Annotated in this window: 12 protein-coding genes; 5 read left to right on the top strand and 7 right to left on the bottom strand. The window is 38.5% G+C overall.

The features are described 5' to 3' along the window. The first annotated feature begins 146 nt into the window (after positions 1–146). The 4 genes from CH361_RS16280 to CH361_RS16265 all read left to right on the top strand — a co-directional run bounded on the left by CH361_RS16280 (position 147) and on the right by CH361_RS16265 (position 5,531). Positions 147–899: a ParA family protein gene (locus CH361_RS16280; RefSeq protein WP_100791994.1), complete on the top strand. Its 753-nt coding sequence runs from the start codon at positions 147–149 to the stop codon at positions 897–899. Next, positions 883–1,704: a ParB/RepB/Spo0J family partition protein gene (locus CH361_RS16275; RefSeq protein WP_100791880.1), complete on the top strand. Its 822-nt coding sequence runs from the start codon at positions 883–885 to the stop codon at positions 1,702–1,704. The genes CH361_RS16280 and CH361_RS16275 overlap by 17 nt, the downstream gene beginning before the upstream one ends. A 377-nt stretch (positions 1,705–2,081) precedes the next feature. Beyond that, positions 2,082–2,969, top strand: a complete 888-nt coding sequence (locus tag CH361_RS16270; protein WP_100791879.1) for a helix-turn-helix domain-containing protein — start codon at positions 2,082–2,084, stop codon at positions 2,967–2,969. A 51-nt stretch (positions 2,970–3,020) separates the two neighbouring features. Continuing rightward, positions 3,021–5,531 carry a discoidin domain-containing protein gene (locus CH361_RS16265; protein WP_100791878.1) on the top strand — a complete coding sequence of 837 codons (2,511 nt, stop codon included), beginning with the start codon at positions 3,021–3,023 and terminating at the stop codon, positions 5,529–5,531. On the opposite strand, the gene CH361_RS16260 is transcribed toward CH361_RS16265, so the two are convergent. Together CH361_RS16260 and CH361_RS16255 are read right to left on the bottom strand one after the other, a co-directional pair. Then, a complete protein-coding gene (locus CH361_RS16260) occupies positions 5,517–6,341 on the bottom strand; it encodes a 1,4-dihydroxy-6-naphtoate synthase (protein ID WP_100791877.1) in 825 nt (274 codons plus the stop codon). The genes CH361_RS16265 and CH361_RS16260 overlap by 15 nt on opposite strands. Further along, positions 6,338–7,516, bottom strand: a complete 1,179-nt coding sequence (locus tag CH361_RS16255) for an AZOBR_p60025 family cell surface glycopolymer formation protein (protein ID WP_100791876.1) — start codon at positions 7,514–7,516, stop codon at positions 6,338–6,340. The genes CH361_RS16260 and CH361_RS16255 overlap by 4 nt, the downstream gene beginning before the upstream one ends. Positions 7,517–7,592: 76 nt before the next feature. On the opposite strand from CH361_RS16255, the gene CH361_RS16250 reads away from it, so the two are divergent. After that, the gene (locus CH361_RS16250) at positions 7,593–8,396 is read left to right on the top strand and encodes a magnesium transporter (protein WP_244279929.1); all 804 of its coding nucleotides are present in this window, start codon (positions 7,593–7,595) and stop codon (positions 8,394–8,396) included. Here CH361_RS16250 and CH361_RS16245 read toward each other — a convergent pair. Genes CH361_RS16245 through batA form a run of 5 tightly spaced genes read right to left on the bottom strand, consistent with a single transcriptional unit; the run spans position 8,386 to position 16,734 of the window. After that, positions 8,386–10,707 carry a sensor histidine kinase gene (locus tag CH361_RS16245; RefSeq protein WP_100791874.1) on the bottom strand — a complete coding sequence of 774 codons (2,322 nt, stop codon included), beginning with the start codon at positions 10,705–10,707 and terminating at the stop codon, positions 8,386–8,388. The two genes, CH361_RS16250 and CH361_RS16245, sit on opposite strands and share 11 nt — an antisense overlap. 57 nt (positions 10,708–10,764) lie before the next feature. Further along, positions 10,765–12,597 (bottom strand): molecular chaperone HtpG, encoded by a 1,833-nt coding sequence (gene htpG, locus CH361_RS16240; RefSeq protein ID WP_100791873.1) that lies wholly within the window; start codon positions 12,595–12,597, stop codon positions 10,765–10,767. A 3-nt stretch (positions 12,598–12,600) separates the two neighbouring features. Then, complete coding sequence (locus CH361_RS16235) at positions 12,601–14,169, bottom strand: BatD family protein (protein ID WP_100791872.1); 1,569 nt, start codon at positions 14,167–14,169, stop codon at positions 12,601–12,603. Next, positions 14,153–15,784, bottom strand: a complete 1,632-nt coding sequence (gene batB / locus CH361_RS16230; RefSeq protein ID WP_100791871.1) for a VWA domain-containing protein BatB — start codon at positions 15,782–15,784, stop codon at positions 14,153–14,155. The genes CH361_RS16235 and batB overlap by 17 nt, the downstream gene beginning before the upstream one ends. Beyond that, entirely contained in the window at positions 15,781–16,734 is a 954-nt protein-coding gene (gene batA / locus CH361_RS16225; protein ID WP_100791870.1) for a VWA domain-containing protein BatA, read from the bottom strand. The genes batB and batA overlap by 4 nt, the downstream gene beginning before the upstream one ends. Position 16,735 lies beyond the last annotated feature (1 nt).

Raw genomic sequence — 16,735 nt, 5'->3', positions numbered from 1 at the left:
GTTTTTGCTAATTTTCTGTATGTCGGATGTCCGACAATGAGGAGAGAAATGGCAGAAAAATCCTTTTTTTGCTCCTTTCTAAAAATACAATTGATCCCAAATTTTCGGCGAGAAAGCATACCATTTGGGAAGGGAAAAAGAGAGAGATGATCACCATTGCAGTTGCAAACCAAAAAGGCGGAGAAGGAAAGACCACTACTTCTTTGAATCTTGCCATGGGGCTCGCCCGTCGAAATCACAAGACCCTGCTCATTGATATGGACCCTCAGGCAAATTCTACAGGAATTTTTCTGAACCCTGAAACTGTTGAAAAAGATTTAGCTCATCTCTTCCAAAACGCAACTAGTCTCAAAGAAATCATTGCACCGGCGTATAACGAACATTTGTGGGTAGCGCCATCTAGCATGCGTTTGGCGGAAATGGAAACAGTTTCCGTAAATTCCGTAGAGGCACCGTACATTTTAAGAGACTCGCTTTCTGGAATCAAAGATTTTGAGTTTGTCATCATTGACTGTCCCCCTTCTCTTTCTATCTTTACCGTAAACAGTCTTGTGGCCGCAAATTACGTACTCATCCCTCTCCAGGCTGAAAAATTTTCCATGGATGGAATCATGGGCCTCCAGCAGACCATCTCTTCGATTAAAAAAAGAATCAACCCTGACTTGGAAATCCTAGGAGCTCTCATCACCCAACTCAAACCGCAGACCTTACTCACCAAAACCATTCTGCCGGTTTTGACCAAATACTTCCGTATCTTCGAACATACGATTTCTGATGGGGTGGCCATTGGAGAAAGCCACTTAGCAAAAAAATCCGTATTTGATTACAATCGCTCTTCCAGACAGTCCCAAGAATACGAAGGGTTTATTGAGGAGGTTCTCCATGAGCTTAAAAAGTAAACGCCTCGGAACTCTCGCCGATATCTACCAAGCAGAAAATTTGGATGGGACGATCCGAACCATTCGGATGGAGAAAATCCAACCCTCGGAATACCAACCGAGACAAGAAAGGAAAAAAGGAATCGAGGAATTGGCCCAAACCCTTAAGGCAGATGGGTTATTGCAACCCATCATTGTTTCCAAAGGAGAAAGGGAAGGTAGTTATAAAATCATCGCGGGAGAGCGGAGATACCATGCCGCGAAGTCCCTCGGTTGGTCCGAAATAGAATGTAAAATTCTAAATCGCCCTGACAAAGAAATTTATAAATTAGCAGTCATCGAAAACCTACAAAGAGAAAACCTATCCCCTTATGAGGAAGTGGATGCCCTTCTCTTCCTAAAAAATTCCCACAACTATACAGACCAGGAACTGGGGGACCTTTTTGGAAAAAGCCGAAGTTATATGACAGAGGTTCTTTCCATCACATCGATGTCAAAAGCAGACCTCGAGAAATGCAAAAAAAATGAAATCTACAATAAGAACCTTCTCGTACAAGCAGCCCAAGCCGCAAAAAAAGGAAGTTTGGATGAATTTCTAACCCTCTTTCACAAAGGGGCATTAAAAACCGTTAGAGACGCCAAAGACTTTAACAAACAAACGAAATCAGGGGAATCGAATTCCCATAAAACCCAATCCCTCTCAGGATACAAAATCCGAAGAACGGGAACAGGAATCCAAATCCTTTCAGACGATGAAATCCTTCTGGGTGATATCTATAAATTCATCCGCAAAGAATTAGTGAAAAAATACGGGGATTCGGCATAACCCAATCAGGTACTAAGCAGTCAAGTACTAAGGAAAAAAATTTTCAGTACTTCTTAGGAAATTTGCTGTACGAACTTGACATCTGCCGGAATCCGACAATAATGTGACATAATAAAAGCAATTTGAGTTTGAGCAAACGTTTCTTAAAGAACTAAGAGACGTGGGGTCTGTAGTATCCCGAACCCGAAAGATAAAAAAATTCCCCTGGGATTCCAGGGGGTCGGGGTTTCCCGAAGGAATGTTGTTGGATGAGACATAATTAACATTATGTCAGATAATGTCAACTCCTTCGTAAAATTTGCTTAAATTTGGTTTAATTTTTGCAGAAAAGCGGAGGAGCTTTTGTGAGCGACCAGCGCCATCCCTATATCCGACTGATGACCGACATCATAGATTCTGGTGTTTGGGCAGAGCTTTCTCATGCCGCCAAAACCCTCTACCCGGTCCTACTCAAATTCAGCGATTACAATTTCAAACCAGTCTGGCCAAATACAGAGACATTGATGAGGCTTACGGGTTTCAAAACGAAAAAGTCCATTGTATCTGCAAAAAAAGAACTCACTCAAGCAGGACTACTCTACCAAGTTCCAGGGAGCGGTAGAACTTCGACAAGATACCATTTTTCCTTCCATTATGAGGGGTCCAGAATTACCCCTCTGGGGGATACAAACCTACCCCTCAGGGATTCCGAGATGGGTGCCTCTGGGGGATCAAAACCATCGGTTCAGGGGGGTGCGGATGGAACCCCTAACCATATTAATATAACTATATCCAATACAAACAATGTACCGGCACCGCCGGCCACTTTGGAAATGGGCAAGGAAAAGGAAGAGAAAAAAGCCTTCGAAAACTTAGTCGAAACTTTCGGGCCTGAAATTGCTTTGGAAGCTTACAAAAGAGCAGTATCTTTGCACATGGAATCAAACCCAACTTATTTGCAATCTCTATGTAGAGAGATCATTTCTTCACAAAGGCAGGAAGTGATTAAAAATGAGCAAAAATCCACTTCCGAGGATGTGTTTTCCCATCCGGCCTCTTGGTCTGGTTTTTTATCCTGGGCAAGTAAAGAACTGACACAGTCCTCTTGGAACCAATTGGAAAGAGTGCAAGTGCAAACCGACGGAAATGTGATCATCGTCAATTCCACTCTCCAAGGGCATTTGCGCCAAATTGTGCAGATGTATTTTACGGAAAAAGTAAAACCAAGCGTCCTTGTCGTTTTTTCAGAGAAAGAAGAAGGATCTCGCCTCAGTGAAATTCGATAGACTGGATAGAAAAACGGTATTTTTTGGAAGGAATTAGCATCAAAAAGCGCAATGAAAGATCATTTAATCCGCACAAGCCACCCCTACTCTCTGCCCATCAAATCCGTTTCCACTTCAGGAACTTACGAAGTCAAAAACGAAGAATTTTTATCCTTTTTTGAAGAAAAAGAACAATCTTCTCTTTCTTCCATCATCTTTAAGTTTGATGACGTTGTGTATTTTAATGGAATCGAACTTTTACCAGGCAAAGATGGTTTAGATTTTTTTCCTGATTCATTTCGATTTGAGTTATCTCACGATGGGAAGTATTGGGAGCCTATTTTACAGGAATCTTCTTTTCGAAAGTCTTTTAAAACGTCCGCAAAGTGGTTATTTTCTCTTACTAGCGCCCGTTATGTGAAGTTTGTCTCGAAGATTTCTAGAAAAGCAAGTAATGGAAAAAATAGGATCAGTTTTGGACAACTTAAGATACTCATCACTGGAATCCAATCCATTCAGGCAAGTTCCGAATTAGATCGATTGTTTGTAAAAGAAAACCTTTTTGATACAAGGCCAGACTATGGGTGGTCTTCTAAGAAAAAAGAAGAACCAGAAGAGGAATATGTAATTCTAGATATGGGTTCTGTGAACCGCATTGAAGAAATGCGTATGCTCACTAAAAATGATCCTATTACCAATTTCCCGGAGAGATTTGTTACTTATTATAGCGAAGATGATTTAACTTGGCACCAATTACATGAAGAAAATTTCTTTCTCTCCGAACCAGGGACCTGGTATAAGTGGAGATTTTCTCCTGTAAATTTAAGATTCTTAAAACTTGTTTTTTTCCAAGAGAAACAACCAAATAAAAAAGATTATATCACCGAAGTCATAGAACTCGAGTTATACTCAAGTCCAGACAAAAAAGATTACGGTGGGCCAGCAAGAGAGCCCCTCCCCTATGCTTCTGTCCTTCGTTCTGGGATCATCCGATTGGCTGTGGATGGAGAAGTAAAAGAAGGTGTTGTGGTCCAAGCAAATGACAGAAGACTTCGAGATGCCACGACCGAATACCGAGGGATTGTTGAACTAGCGTCGGATGGGGAAGAAAAACCTGGAGTTGCTGTCCAAGGAAATGATAAACGCCTAAAAATCGCCACCGAACTTACTCATGGTCTGGTTCGGCTGTCAAGAAGTGGGGAAGCACGTCCAGGTCTTGTCGTTCAATCTGATGATGAACGTTTGCGAAGTGCCTCTACGGATCATCCTGGGATCGTGGAGCTTGCGTTAGATGGCGAAACTCGCCCTGGAGTTGCCGTCCAAGGAAATGATTCTCGTTTGCGAGTTGCTACCAAAAAATCAATTGGTCTCGTACAACTTGCCGATTCTGGTGAGGTTGCCATTGATAAAGTTGTTACTGGCGATGACCCTAGACTTAGAGATGCTACAAACACTGCGAAAGGGATTGTGCAACTAGCTCCTAATGGGGGAGAAGAGTCAAATACCGTCGTGCAAGGAAATGATAAACGTCTAAAACATGCGAGTACTGAATTACATGGAATTGTACAACTCGCTCATTCTGGTGAAGCGAAACCAGGTGCTGTTGTCCAAGGAAATGACAAACGATTGGCGAAGGCTGGGTTTGAAGATGCTGGAATTGTTTTACTTGCAAATCATGGAGAAGCGATCCCCGGTAAGGTTGTGCTTTCTGATGACCCAAGGTTGTCGGACAAACGAGATCCAAAGCCGCATACTCATGCTTATGCGGAAAAAGAACATGATTTTAATTCCCACACAGGTCTTCTAAAGATCACTGGCGAAGCTGAAGGTTCCGCTAAAGGATTTGTCCCTCCACAGGCAAAAGATGCGATTATTTATGGAAAAAATACCAAACCGGGGACTGGTGTTTCCGGTGTTTCGAATGGAATTGGTGTTTCTGGGTTTGGAAATTCTATTGGGATCTATGGAATCTCTAAAGGAAAGGATTCAAAACAATCTGCTGGAATCTTAGGTGCCGGAACTACGGCACCAGGGGGACGGTTCCTCTCCCAATCTGATTTTGCCCTTGTAGTGGATGGAAAAGGAATCCCGGAATTGGAACTATCTGGTTCAGGCAAAGCCATCTATGCGAATGGAGAATCCTTGTTTGAAGGGAATCTTCGCATTACAAAAGAAGGTGGCGAAGAATGTATTGCACGTTATTTCCGATTGGATGGAAAAGACGTTGTGACTGCAGGGGATTTACTTGTGGCAACGGAAGAACCAGGAGTTCTTGGAAGATCGAAACACCCCTACTCTACGAATGTGATAGGAGTCTGTGTTTCTAATGCACATGTGGTTTTTGGAAAACAAGAAAAAGCAGTAGAATACGTACTTGTGGCTTTACTCGGAATTGCAAAGATCCATGTGGATGCAACCCAGGTCCCGATTTATCCTGGAGATCTTTTAGTGTCGGGACTTTCTTCTGGTCATGCAGTCAAAGCGGATCCTTCCAAATTGAAACCAGGAATGCTTGTTGCAAAAGCAGTGGAGGCTTGTAAACGGGACAAAGGAAATATCCTTTGTATGTTAACTTTCTCCTAAGAACAAGGGAAGTGAGGTGGGTTTTTGAATGAAACCTGCCTGTACCGCGCGTTTGAGTAGATATTCCACTGCTCCGTGTCCTTCTTCTCCCAGATTTTTCGTAAAATCATTCACATACAAATTGATATGAGATTTGATCACCGCATCATCTTTGTTTTGTGAATTGGTTCGGATGTAATCCATCATTTCTTTTGGTTCCAAATAGGCTGATCTTAAACTTTCTTTTAGATTGGCTTGGAACTTAAGTGCTTCCTCGCGAGGGATGTCCCGACGTATGGCAATCGCACCTAAGGGGATTGGGTATCCTGTGGAACTCTCCCACCATTCTCCAAGATCTATAACTTTTTCCATTCCCCTTGCTTCATAGGTAAATCTTTCTTCGTGGATGATCACTCCAAGACTCTCTTCTTCGCTAATTACTTTGGGAATGATTTCATCATAACGAAGTGGAGTTGGTTTGTGTTTTCCATCTGTGTATAAGGAAAGTAAGAGGTTTGCTGTAGTCAAAAGTCCAGGGATGTATAAGTTTTTGTAATTGGTGAGGTTTGTGTTTGAGTTCTTTTTTCTGACAACAATGGGTCCACAACCTCTTCCCAATGCAGAACCGGTCTCTAATAGAATGTATTTTTCGATAATGTGAAAATAAGCTGCAAACGAAAGTTTTGTAACAGGAAATTTCCCTTGGAAAGCAAATTCGTTTAGGTTTTCTACATCATAGAGTTCTTCTTTTACAGGGTAATTTGTGTTTCGAATTAGATGGTAAAAAAGAAAAGTATCGTTTGGGCATGGTGAATAAGCAAGAGATATCATTGGTTTAAGAAAAACTCCTTTGTTTGTGTGATCCAGAGAATACGAACAATTAAAAATACAAATAGGGTGATAGAAATTCCAAGGAACAAACGTAAAAAAAGTTTTTCCCGTGCTTTCTCTAACAATAAGGAGAAAGGTAAAATCAAAGTGAACATTCTACTTAAGTTGTCGAAGGACCGCCAATATCCTTGTTCTGCAATCAGAATCACAAACAAACTGCCAAAGATGGGAACGAGTAAGTAAATATCGGTAGAGAATGATTTTTTTAGTGATTGGATGCTTGTGATGGTAAGTGCCACAAAGGAAACAAAAAACAAAATTTTGGGTAGTTCTTTGAGTTTGAACTGAAAAGAGTCTCCTTCCTTAAAACTTTTAAAAAAACCAAATAATGGAAGGTCTGTCATATCTCGAAAGCCAAGAGGATTGGTTCCTAGATGGTTTGGTGGATAAAGTAGTCCATACCCTACGAGGCAAATGAATGCAAACGCAGGAAATGAATATAGGAATACATTTCTCCATTCTTTATCTTTTAGATTTTTGAGAAGGATCGGTGCAAGAAATAATACACCCAACTCGCGAGTGATTACCATCAGGAAAAAAAAGAAAACAGCAAGTAGGTCTTTTTTATTTTGATAAAAATAAAAAGCAATGATCCCAAAGCTAACAAAGAGTGAATCTGCAACTAAAAGTAAATTTGAGTTTAAAGAGAAGGGAGAGAATAAATAAAAAACAATCATCCATTTGTTTTTTTCGGGGAGAAGAGAATACAAACAAAATACAGATAGAAAAAATAGTATAAAAAGAAAACAAAGAGTGATCTCTGGATAATACGAAAAACCAATGAGTTTGGAAATAACACCAGCGAATAAAGAAAGGCCGATTCTGTGGAATCGAAAATGATAAGAGTCTACAATTAGACCCCAATCACCAGAGGCGAACAGATCTTTTGCGAGAAAATAAAAAAACTGCCCGTCGTAACCTCCCGATTTATAAATCACAAAATTGGGATCGACTAAATCTGGATTGATTTCGTAAAAACCTTCCCAGATTCCTATTAAAGCAGAAAGGGAATGGTCATAGGGCGTTATCTTGAAATAAGTGAGCCCCCCTACTCCTAAAGCGAAAAAAAACATCAGAACCCAAAGATGGCGTAGCTTCACTCTTCCATTTTGCAAAATTTAACAGATTCGGAAAGGAATTTCTCTGGAATTTTACGAAGATTCTGACAGTTTGTATCCAAAGTTGGGGCAAATGAAAGAAGTTCTCGTTACAATCCAAAGTGTTTATCAGTATTTAGAAAAACTTGGCCCCAAAAAATCCTTCCAGATTTTAAAAAACCTTGGGTATGAAAAGTTACTTTCTCTGACGGGAAAAGTTCCAAAAGAAAGGCTCATTGTTCTCACACATAAATTAAGTGAAGATACGGTTGTAGAACTCGTAAAACAAATTCCTGAGAAGATCCTTGTGGAGATGATTAAAGAAAACGAGGACGATGATCTAGTTTATTTTATCCATTCTCTTCCAATGACTGATCTTGCTCTTGTGTCTCGGAGCATCCCTCCTCACGATGTGGGCCTTTTGGCAAAAACTTTAGGAAAAGAAACGAGTGTAGAGATTCTGAAAACTTTGGGAATCGAGAAATCGATTGCGCTTCTCAAAGAAATTCCGATGAAAGATTTTCTTTGGTTGGTAGGGGAAATGAATGTTGGATCTGTGATCCAACTTGTCAGTGAACTTTCTGTCGCGGATTGCAAAAAATGGATCAAACAACGTGGATTGGAAGAGTTGCCGGTTCTCATTAAATTTTTTGGTGTGACAGGTGCACTATCTATTTTTCGAAAACTTGGGATGAACCAAGCGCTAGAAATGATGCGTCTACTCGGAACTCGTGAGATGTTGGAATTATCCCTTCTGTTATCTAAAATGCCGTTAGAGGAGAAAAATATACCTAGCCTAAATTTATTAAAACCAAATAGTTTGGCTTCCAAAACTAAACCAAAAGCGGTTCCTAAGAAAAAACAGATCCCAAAAAAGAAAAAAACTTCTAAACGTTAATATTCACTTTTGGAAAGTAAATGGTGAATTTACTCCCCAATCCCATTTTACTTTCTACGAAGATCTCGCCGGACATTTTGTCCACTAAAGACTTAACAATTGATAACCCAAGTCCCGTACCACCAATTTTTTTATTATCAGAGGAAGGGATTCGGAAGAATCGATCGAAAATTTGGTTTTTGTAATTTGGGTCGATCCCAAGACCTGTGTCTTCAACAGTGATTTCGATTTTGCCATTAGTTTCGCGGATAGAGATCCCGATTTTTCCTTTGGCAGTATATTTGAGGGCGTTTACATAAAGATTTGTGATGATCTGCGAGAATTCAAATTTGATTCCACGTAAGAAAAAACCTTTTTTGAGTGCTAAGTTCCATTCGATCGGTTTTCCTTTTGCTAGATGTGAATTCATGTGAATGACATCTTCAATGACAGGAACTGGATCAAAAATTTCAATCACCTCTGCCTCTTTGTCTTTTTCTCTAGAAGTTGTTAGTTTTAATAAGTTCTCGATTAAGAAACTCAGTCTTTTTGCGTTTTTATCAATGACTTCTAACATATTTTTATGTTCTGTGTTGAAGGGCAAAGAGGTATCTGATTTAAAAAATTCTAAGTAACCCCGAATATTTGTCATTGGGCTTCTGAGTTCATGACTTACGTTTGAGATAAACTCATGTTGTAAACGTTCTTGTTCCTTCTTTTCTGAGTTAGGACGGAATTGAACTTGGTATCTTTTTTTGGGTGAAAGTAAAATGGATGTAAAACTGATATCCACTTCTAATTTACTTCCATCTTTCAAAAGAATTTCGGAATCGGGAAGGGATAACATGGTGTCTGAGGATAAATCGGATCCGAATCGGAGTTGGTTTGATACTTGGTTGCCTAAAATGATATCTTCAATGTTCATTTTAGTGATATCTCCGCGCGTGTACCCGGTTAAAGATCGAAATTGATTGTTTGCCTCGAGAATACTTCCTGTGTCTGCATCAACGAGAGCGATTGCTTCTCGAGAAAATTCGAATAAATACCTATATTTTTCTTCTGAATATTGTAGATCGACTGCGGATCTATCTAATTTGATTTCTAAAATTGAAATTAAGTTTTCTAATTCAGTGATCTCTTCTCTTTGTAATTCTAGTTTTGCATTAAAAGAATCTAACATTGAGTTGACGAGAACTTTGACCCGGTTGTCTAACTGTAGGGTCTCGTCTGAGTTTAGGCGAGAGTTATAATTTCCTTGAAGGATATCCAAAACCACAGAATTGACATCGACGATTAGGTGCCTTACTGCATTAAGTTTTCTGTAGTTGATTTGTGATGGCGCGTGGAGTTTTGATTCGGCAGGTTCTTGGAAGCTGTTTAGTTTTCGCACATCGAATACTTTTTTAGGCGCCAGGGCTGACAGTATTTCCTCAAAATCAAGTGCGGATTTGACTGCTTCTGGTTGCATCACTCGTCTGATCAGTCGAAAGTATACGTCTTTTAAAAGAGGGAAAAGTGTGGTGGCATCTCCACTGTAAGAAAATACTCCCTTTTGGATGAGTGGATGTGCGTTTAAAAGGTTTTTTGTCTCCCCTACTCTTAGATGAGGATAAAAATGTGAGAGTTGTAAGTCTTCCCAAAGGTTACCGGTATTTTGGTTTGTATTTTGTAAAAAGTCGATAGCCTTTTTTACGGCCAAAAGAACAGCTGAAACTTCTCTTCCTGTTTTTAGGATTGCATCACCACTAAACGCAAGTAAGGTGGAAGGATAAAAAGACTTAGCTTCTAAAATTGGTAGTTCGAGTGTACCTGCAAAGTCTTGGAAGTTACGAAGAAAAGGGCTTGAAAACGGATCAGAGACTAATCCCAAACAAGACGGTTTTAAAAATTCTTTTTCCTCTAAAAATCCCGGGGTATCGGTATAACGAACCTTAACAGGATTTTTGGGAGCATATTCTTCGAGGAATTTTTCGGCAAATAGTCTTTCTACAGAATATTGGTGAGGGACAGGTAAGATGTAAGCTTTGTTCCTTGTGAGATCCTCTGGTTTGAATTGGAATCTCGAATAAAAAGAAAGAGGTGAGTGATAAAGATAAATCCCTTTATAAATTCGTTTTAATTTTGATTTTTTTAAGAAGCTATCTTGCAGGTAAGCTATTGTGGGGACTTCCCCTGCCTCTACTCGACCGGCGTCTAGTAATGACATAATTGCTTTATGGTGGGTGTTAACGTGAAGGGTGACTTTTACTCCGAACTCTTCAAAATAACCTTTTTTATAGGCGACTACAACTGGTAAGGAACTCAGTCGACTTGTTATACAAATCTGGATCACAGAGCAACAATCCCAGAAATAGGGATCGTTGCCAAATCTTTCTAGATGGTTTTACCTCTAAGGAGAAAAAATCTCTTGGAGAAATTCTGTTATTCTTTTGGTATACTCCGACACTTCTTTTTCGTCCATCACTTTGGCCGAGAGTAAAGAAAGATCATAAATTACCCTTGCTAATTTTTTCCCTTTTTCTGGGTTAACTCCTTCAAACGCTTGTAAGGCGGATTTAACCAAAGGTGACTTGGAATTTACCATAAGAGTGTGTGACTTTAAAATGTTTTTTGTGTCTTCGCGATTTAACATTGAGTTCATCTCGGACATTCTTCTCATAAATTCAGGTAGAAGGATCACTCCCGGAACTTCTAAAGATTTTAAGGCTTCGACCTTCACCTCTACTCCTTCGGTTGGCAATGAGACCTGAAATAGCTTTTGGATTCTGTCTGATTCTGTTTGGTTCTCCTCGTTAACCAAGTTATCCTTAGCTTCTTTATCAAGAACTTGATCGGCAATTTCTGAATCCACTCTTTGAAATTTCCAATCAGGATTTCTCATTTCTAGATGTTGGATGAGGTGAGAATCAATTTTGGAATCAACAAGAATTGCTTCCAGGCCTTGTGATTTGAGAAGTTCCATATAAACCGAACCCATCTCAGTTTCGTTTGCGTAAAAGATTTTGTTTTGATTTTTTTCCTTATTTTTTTCCCAATACTCGGAAGTGGTTGAATAACCTCCTTCGGAATTTTTAAAGATCAGGTGGTCTTTCATTGCATCATAGAATTTTTCATCAGTGAGCACACCATACTTTACGAATAAGGATATATCGTTCCAATTTTCTTCGTATTTGGCCCTATTCTTTTTAAAATCATCAATGAGGCGATCCGCAACTTTTTTGATGATATGGTTTGAAATCTTTTTTACTAGCGGGTCATTTTGAAGATAAGATCTCGAAACGTTGAGGGGAAGATCCGGGATGTCTATGGTACCTTTTAGGATCGTTAAGAATTGTGGAATGAGTTCGCTTGCGTTATCACTCACAAAAACATGATTACAAAATAGTTTGATCCCATTTTTTGAGGCTTCGAGTTCGTGAGTGAGTTTTGGGAAATACAAAATTCCTTGCAAACGGAATGGATAATCTACGTTTAGATGAATGTGAAAAAGTGATTCACCTGAAAATGGGAAAAGATAGGAATAGAAATCTTTATACTCTTCTTCTTTGATTTTAGAAGGTTCTTCTGACCATAAAGGTTTTTCTCTGTTCGCTTTTTCTGTTTGTACATAAATGCCAACAGGCAGAAAATCACAATATTTTTTGATTAACTCTTTTAGTTTCCACTTGTCTAGATATTCACCAGATTCGCCATCCAAGTGAAGAGATATTTTTGTACCTCTAGTTTCTTTTTCTATTGGCGAAATCGTAAAATCTGTTCCAGATTCGCTTGACCATAAAACAGCTGTTTCGCCTTTTTTATAAGACTTGGTTTCAATTGTTACTTTTTTAGAAACCATAAATGAGGAGTAAAATCCTAATCCAAAATGACCTATAATTTCAGCTTTGTTTTCTGCGTTTTGGTATTGTTTTGCAAAATCAGTGGCGCCTGAAAATGCAATTTGATTGATATATCTTTTCACCTCATCAGTGGTCATTCCAACCCCATTGTCTTCGATACTTAAAATTCTGGCATCCACATCGAAGTTTAAATCGATTCTATATTCGTTACCACCTTCAAATTCTTCCGATAATGAGATTTTTTTTAATTTGGTGATGGCATCGCTGGCATTGGATACCAACTCTCTTAGGAATATATCTTTTTCGGAATAGAGCCATTTTTTAATGATGGGAAAGATATTCTCTGTTTCGACACTGATTTTTCCTGATTCTTCAACTGACATATGTTAATCCTTTTGTTTTAATTGTTTTGTTAATTTAATGAGTTTAGACTTTTCTTTTCGGTTTAAACTTTGAAACTTATGTTTCAAGGTTTCGTGGTCCCGCTCTTCGGTAAGATTTACGAGAAATTCGGTATCATCTTTTGGAATTCCTAATCTCTCCAGATAGTCAGCGAGGAACGAATTTCTTTTTTTTCCAAAGCTTTGGACCAGTTCCGTAAATTCCTGAAGCTGTTTATGAAACTGATACCTTATGAGTCCTACATAGGACAGAATCCCAAAAATAGCAAGAAAAACTAAAACAAAAAAAGACGGAAGGACTGGTGAACCCTGGTTCGGTTGAGTTAATTTTTCGTTTCGACGTTCTTTTTCGGAAACTAGGACTTCGGGGAATGAAACCGAAATTGTTTTGTATTGGTTTTCTTTTAGGGAAAAGAAACTGAATGTATACGGTTCTAGTTGGATATTGTCTAATGAGGATACTTGATACCCATATTGAAACCTAACTACCGAATAAAAACCATATTCACCAGAATCTAACTTACGGAATGTTTTATTTCTATTTTGCGAAATGAGTTTGATTTTCGATGATGGCGGTAGAGGGCTAATTCCTTCATACCCTCCGTCCCCTTCGATGATGATTTCAAAATAGACTGTTTCCCCTTGGTGAATTTCTTTTGGGAAATTTGTAAGACTTAGTTTAAAATTTCCAATCGCTCCCGTAAACGCCTTTGGTTTGTTCGTAGGTAGATCAAGGACGGTTACTGTTGCCGGTGTTGTGGCTACAGTTTCTTGTAGGGAATTGAATTGTAAACTATCGCCTGAGATAAATTTTGTTTTCCCGATCTGAAATCTACCTGACTTGATGGGTGTTAGGCCATAAATCTCTTTGTCGTAAACTAAAGTTTTTTTAAGTTCACTTTTTCTTTGAACTTCAGGTTCAATTTGTACGGATACTTGCCGTAAAGTTTCAGATAAAAAATAGGGAAAAGATATGGATTGGTTGGGGTCTCTCTCTAAGAAAGGTTGTCGGTATTGGCTATAATAAAGTACAAAATAACCGACGATGGGTTCCCCTTTGTAGAACACGGATTTATTAGTATGAAAAACTACCTCTGGAGATTCTTCGGAGCCGGAGTCAAAGTTTTCAATTGTGAACGGGTTGAAGAATTGATTTTGAGAATGTCTACTTTTTTTACTAACTTTAAACTGAATGGGAGGAGCGGTATAAACTTTGTTGTCATATTCAACGGAAATTTCAGGAAGATGGAATGTCCCTTCTGATTCCGTATCAACGTAAAAATTTAGGATTTGTGCTTTGGAAACTTTGAAATTGATGATTTGAGTCTCTGTTCCACTTCCGGAAAATCGAACACGGACTCCGTTTTTTTTAAAATTGGTTTGTAATGTACGGAATGGTTTATCGCCATGCGCCTTGATTTCTAGTTTTGCATTTTCTCCTAATGAAAATTCAGTTGGGTATAATTGAAAGTCAACATCTGCAGAGAAAACGGCACTCGGTAGATAAAAAGAAATGATAAAAAAAAAGAATATGTTTCTACCAAAATTTTTCATTATCGGAAAAACCTCCTTTTTTGTTTTTTAAAATGGAATCCTGAGAGAATGGATCCAGAATTCTTTCTGCATCCGATTTTTCGTCTTTTTTATTTTGATTTTTTTCGGTTTGTGGATGGTTTTGGTTGGACCCATCACTCCTTGGTTTTTGGTTTTGATCTGAGCCTTTCTTCTTTGTTAGGTGTTCAATGTTTTTTTTTGCAGAGAGATGGTCTGGGTCAATCTCCAGGGTTTTTGAATAAGCTTTTAAAGCATTTTTTTTGTCACCTAATCTTGAGTAAATGTTCCCGAGGTTAAAGTTTGTTTTTGCCTTCAATTCATCGTTTGTTTTGGGGTGAGTAAGAATTTTTTCAGAAATCCCTATCGCTTCCTTGTATTCTCCTGATTGGTAAGCAGCTGCTGATTCATTGTAAAGAACTCTTGGGTCATCTTGAATGTATTCTTTTGCTTTTTCGAATTCTTTTTTGCTATTTGTGTAATTCTTCTGCTGATAAGATTTTGCGCCGCGTTCAATTGAGTTTCCGCCGGGATCAAGTTCCCAAGCTTCTAAGTTACTAACGCTTAGTATGAATAAAAGAAGAGTTATTTTATATATTTCTTTCGGAATTTTTTGTAAGAATAAACCAATTGTTCGTTCCAAAAATAGAAAAACAAAAGCTAATATAATGAATGGATGGGCACCATCTTCTTTTTTGAATCGTTCAATGGTTTGAATTTTCTTTTTTTTGACGGTTTCCACTATATCTAAGAATGCATAAACTCCATCAGCAGTGAAAGATACATTGTAGAAGTTTCCGCCATTTTGGGTTGCGATGGATCTCAGTCTTTCTGGGTTCATTTTAGAAACTACTAGGTTTGGGGATGTGGGAGAGTTTGAGATTCCTGCATCCATAGTGACAAATCCTCCTCTGCCAGTGCCGGGATCACGGTATTCGATAAATCCACCTTCTTCTGTACCGATCCCCCAGACAATCACCTCACCGTCGATTGGTGGTAGGGATTGATTTTCGTGATCTTCCCCATCGGAAACAACAATGGTAATTTGGGAGGAAATGGGATTGTTTTTCTTTCTGATTTTATTCACTCTCTCGAGTGCTAATTTCAGATCAGTTCCTTTGGAACCGACCATTTCCACCCCAAGTGCCTGTATGTAATCAGAAACTGCCGAGATATCCGTTGTCAATGGGCAAAAGGAAAATGATTGGCCAGCAAAAACAACAATTCCTATTCGATTTCCCTTGAGGCTCGGTAGGATTCGAAGGGCTAAATCTTTGAAACGTTTTAGTCGGCTTGGGTTTACGTCAATAGCATTCATTGATAAACTAACATCGACTACAAAAAGGATATCCGCAGATTCAAATTCTTTAATGGATTCAACTTCAGTAGATTTTATTCTAAAGAGGGAGTAGAATGCTAAAGTTAAAGAAATTAAAAAACAAAGAATTTTTATTAAGTAGAGTTTGGTATTGGCAGTGTAGATTCTAGCCTTTAATCCTTCGTGTTGATTTCGAAAGAGATTTGCTTTTGTGTTTATGTATAATTTGAAAGAAAATACAAGAATCCATAGGATCATTGTAACAATGGCGATGATTGCGACTGAGTTTAGATCTGTCATAATTTCTCTGTCAGCGGGAAAATATAAATGAGGCCCACAATTCCAATTATGATAAAGAAAACAAACAATGCCTTTGTGAAATGTGTTTCATGGATCTCCATCGGTTTCGAAGGTAATTCAACAGTTTCTAAACCATTGATTTCGTTCAGTACCTCTTGTAAAATCTCGGGAGATTCTGCGCGAAAAAATTTTCCGTTAGTACTTTCTGAAATTTTTTCAAGAGATTCATAATTAACCTCGTATTGACCTTGTTCTTTTCCAATCCCTATACAATAGACCTTGATTCCAAAGGCTTTAGCTGCGTATGAGGCTGTTTCTGGATCTAATTTTCCTGTATTGGAGACCCCATCCGTAAGTAAAATGATGATCCGGGATTTTGCTGTAGAGTCTTTCAATCGGTATGTAGAAAGTACAAGTGCATCACCAACAGCTGTCCCTTGTTCGCTGATATCTTCATCAGATGTTTCTGAGATGAGTTCATCTAAAGCGTATCTGTCATTAGACAATGGTGATTGCAAGTAAGCGGCTCCTGCAAATAAAACAATTCCAATCCGATCATACAAACGTTTTTGAATGAATTCTCTTAATAATTCTTTTGAAACAGTTAATCGATTTTTTGGTAAAAAATCATATGAATTAACCATAGAGCCAGAAATATCCAATGCAATCATGATATCGATTCCATTTGTGATGTCTGGTGTTAGTTTGAATTTTTCTCCAGGACCTGCTGCTGCTATGACCAAAAAGATTCCAGCAATATATAATAAAATTTCAGAGAGTTTTGAAATAGTTAGTTTAACTTTGAATAAGATTTTGTTTTTGCTATTTTGAAATCTATCGGATTGGATCAGTAAAAGAGAACCAAGTGGTTTCTTTCTCCATTGGTAGATTCCAAGAAGTAAAAGCGGGATGATTAAGAATAAAAGATATGGCCTTTGGAATTGGTCCATA

The sequence above is a fragment of the Leptospira brenneri genome, assembly GCF_002812125.1.
Taxonomy (GTDB): Bacteria; Spirochaetota; Leptospiria; order Leptospirales; family Leptospiraceae; genus Leptospira_A; species Leptospira_A brenneri.
Note: the sequence above shows the minus strand (reverse complement) of the source record. Positions and strands in the feature narration are given on the sequence as shown.

Excerpts from the sequence above, each read along its gene's own strand:
- CH361_RS16280 (WP_100791994.1), top strand. The coding sequence starts at position 147 with ATGATCACCATTGCAGTTGCAAACCAAAAAGGCGGAGAAGGAAAGACC.
- CH361_RS16275 (WP_100791880.1), top strand. The coding sequence starts at position 883 with ATGAGCTTAAAAAGTAAACGCCTCGGAACTCTCGCCGATATCTACCAA.
- CH361_RS16270 (WP_100791879.1), top strand. The coding sequence starts at position 2,082 with ATGACCGACATCATAGATTCTGGTGTTTGGGCAGAGCTTTCTCATGCC.
- CH361_RS16265 (WP_100791878.1), top strand. The coding sequence starts at position 3,021 with ATGAAAGATCATTTAATCCGCACAAGCCACCCCTACTCTCTGCCCATC.
- CH361_RS16260 (WP_100791877.1), bottom strand. The coding sequence starts at position 6,341 with ATGATATCTCTTGCTTATTCACCATGCCCAAACGATACTTTTCTTTTT.
- CH361_RS16250 (WP_244279929.1), top strand. The coding sequence starts at position 7,593 with ATGAAAGAAGTTCTCGTTACAATCCAAAGTGTTTATCAGTATTTAGAA.
- htpG (WP_100791873.1), bottom strand. The coding sequence starts at position 12,597 with ATGTCAGTTGAAGAATCAGGAAAAATCAGTGTCGAAACAGAGAATATC.
- CH361_RS16235 (WP_100791872.1), bottom strand. The coding sequence starts at position 14,169 with ATGAAAAATTTTGGTAGAAACATATTCTTTTTTTTTATCATTTCTTTT.
- batB (WP_100791871.1), bottom strand. The coding sequence starts at position 15,784 with ATGACAGATCTAAACTCAGTCGCAATCATCGCCATTGTTACAATGATC.
- batA (WP_100791870.1), bottom strand. The coding sequence starts at position 16,734 with ATGGACCAATTCCAAAGGCCATATCTTTTATTCTTAATCATCCCGCTT.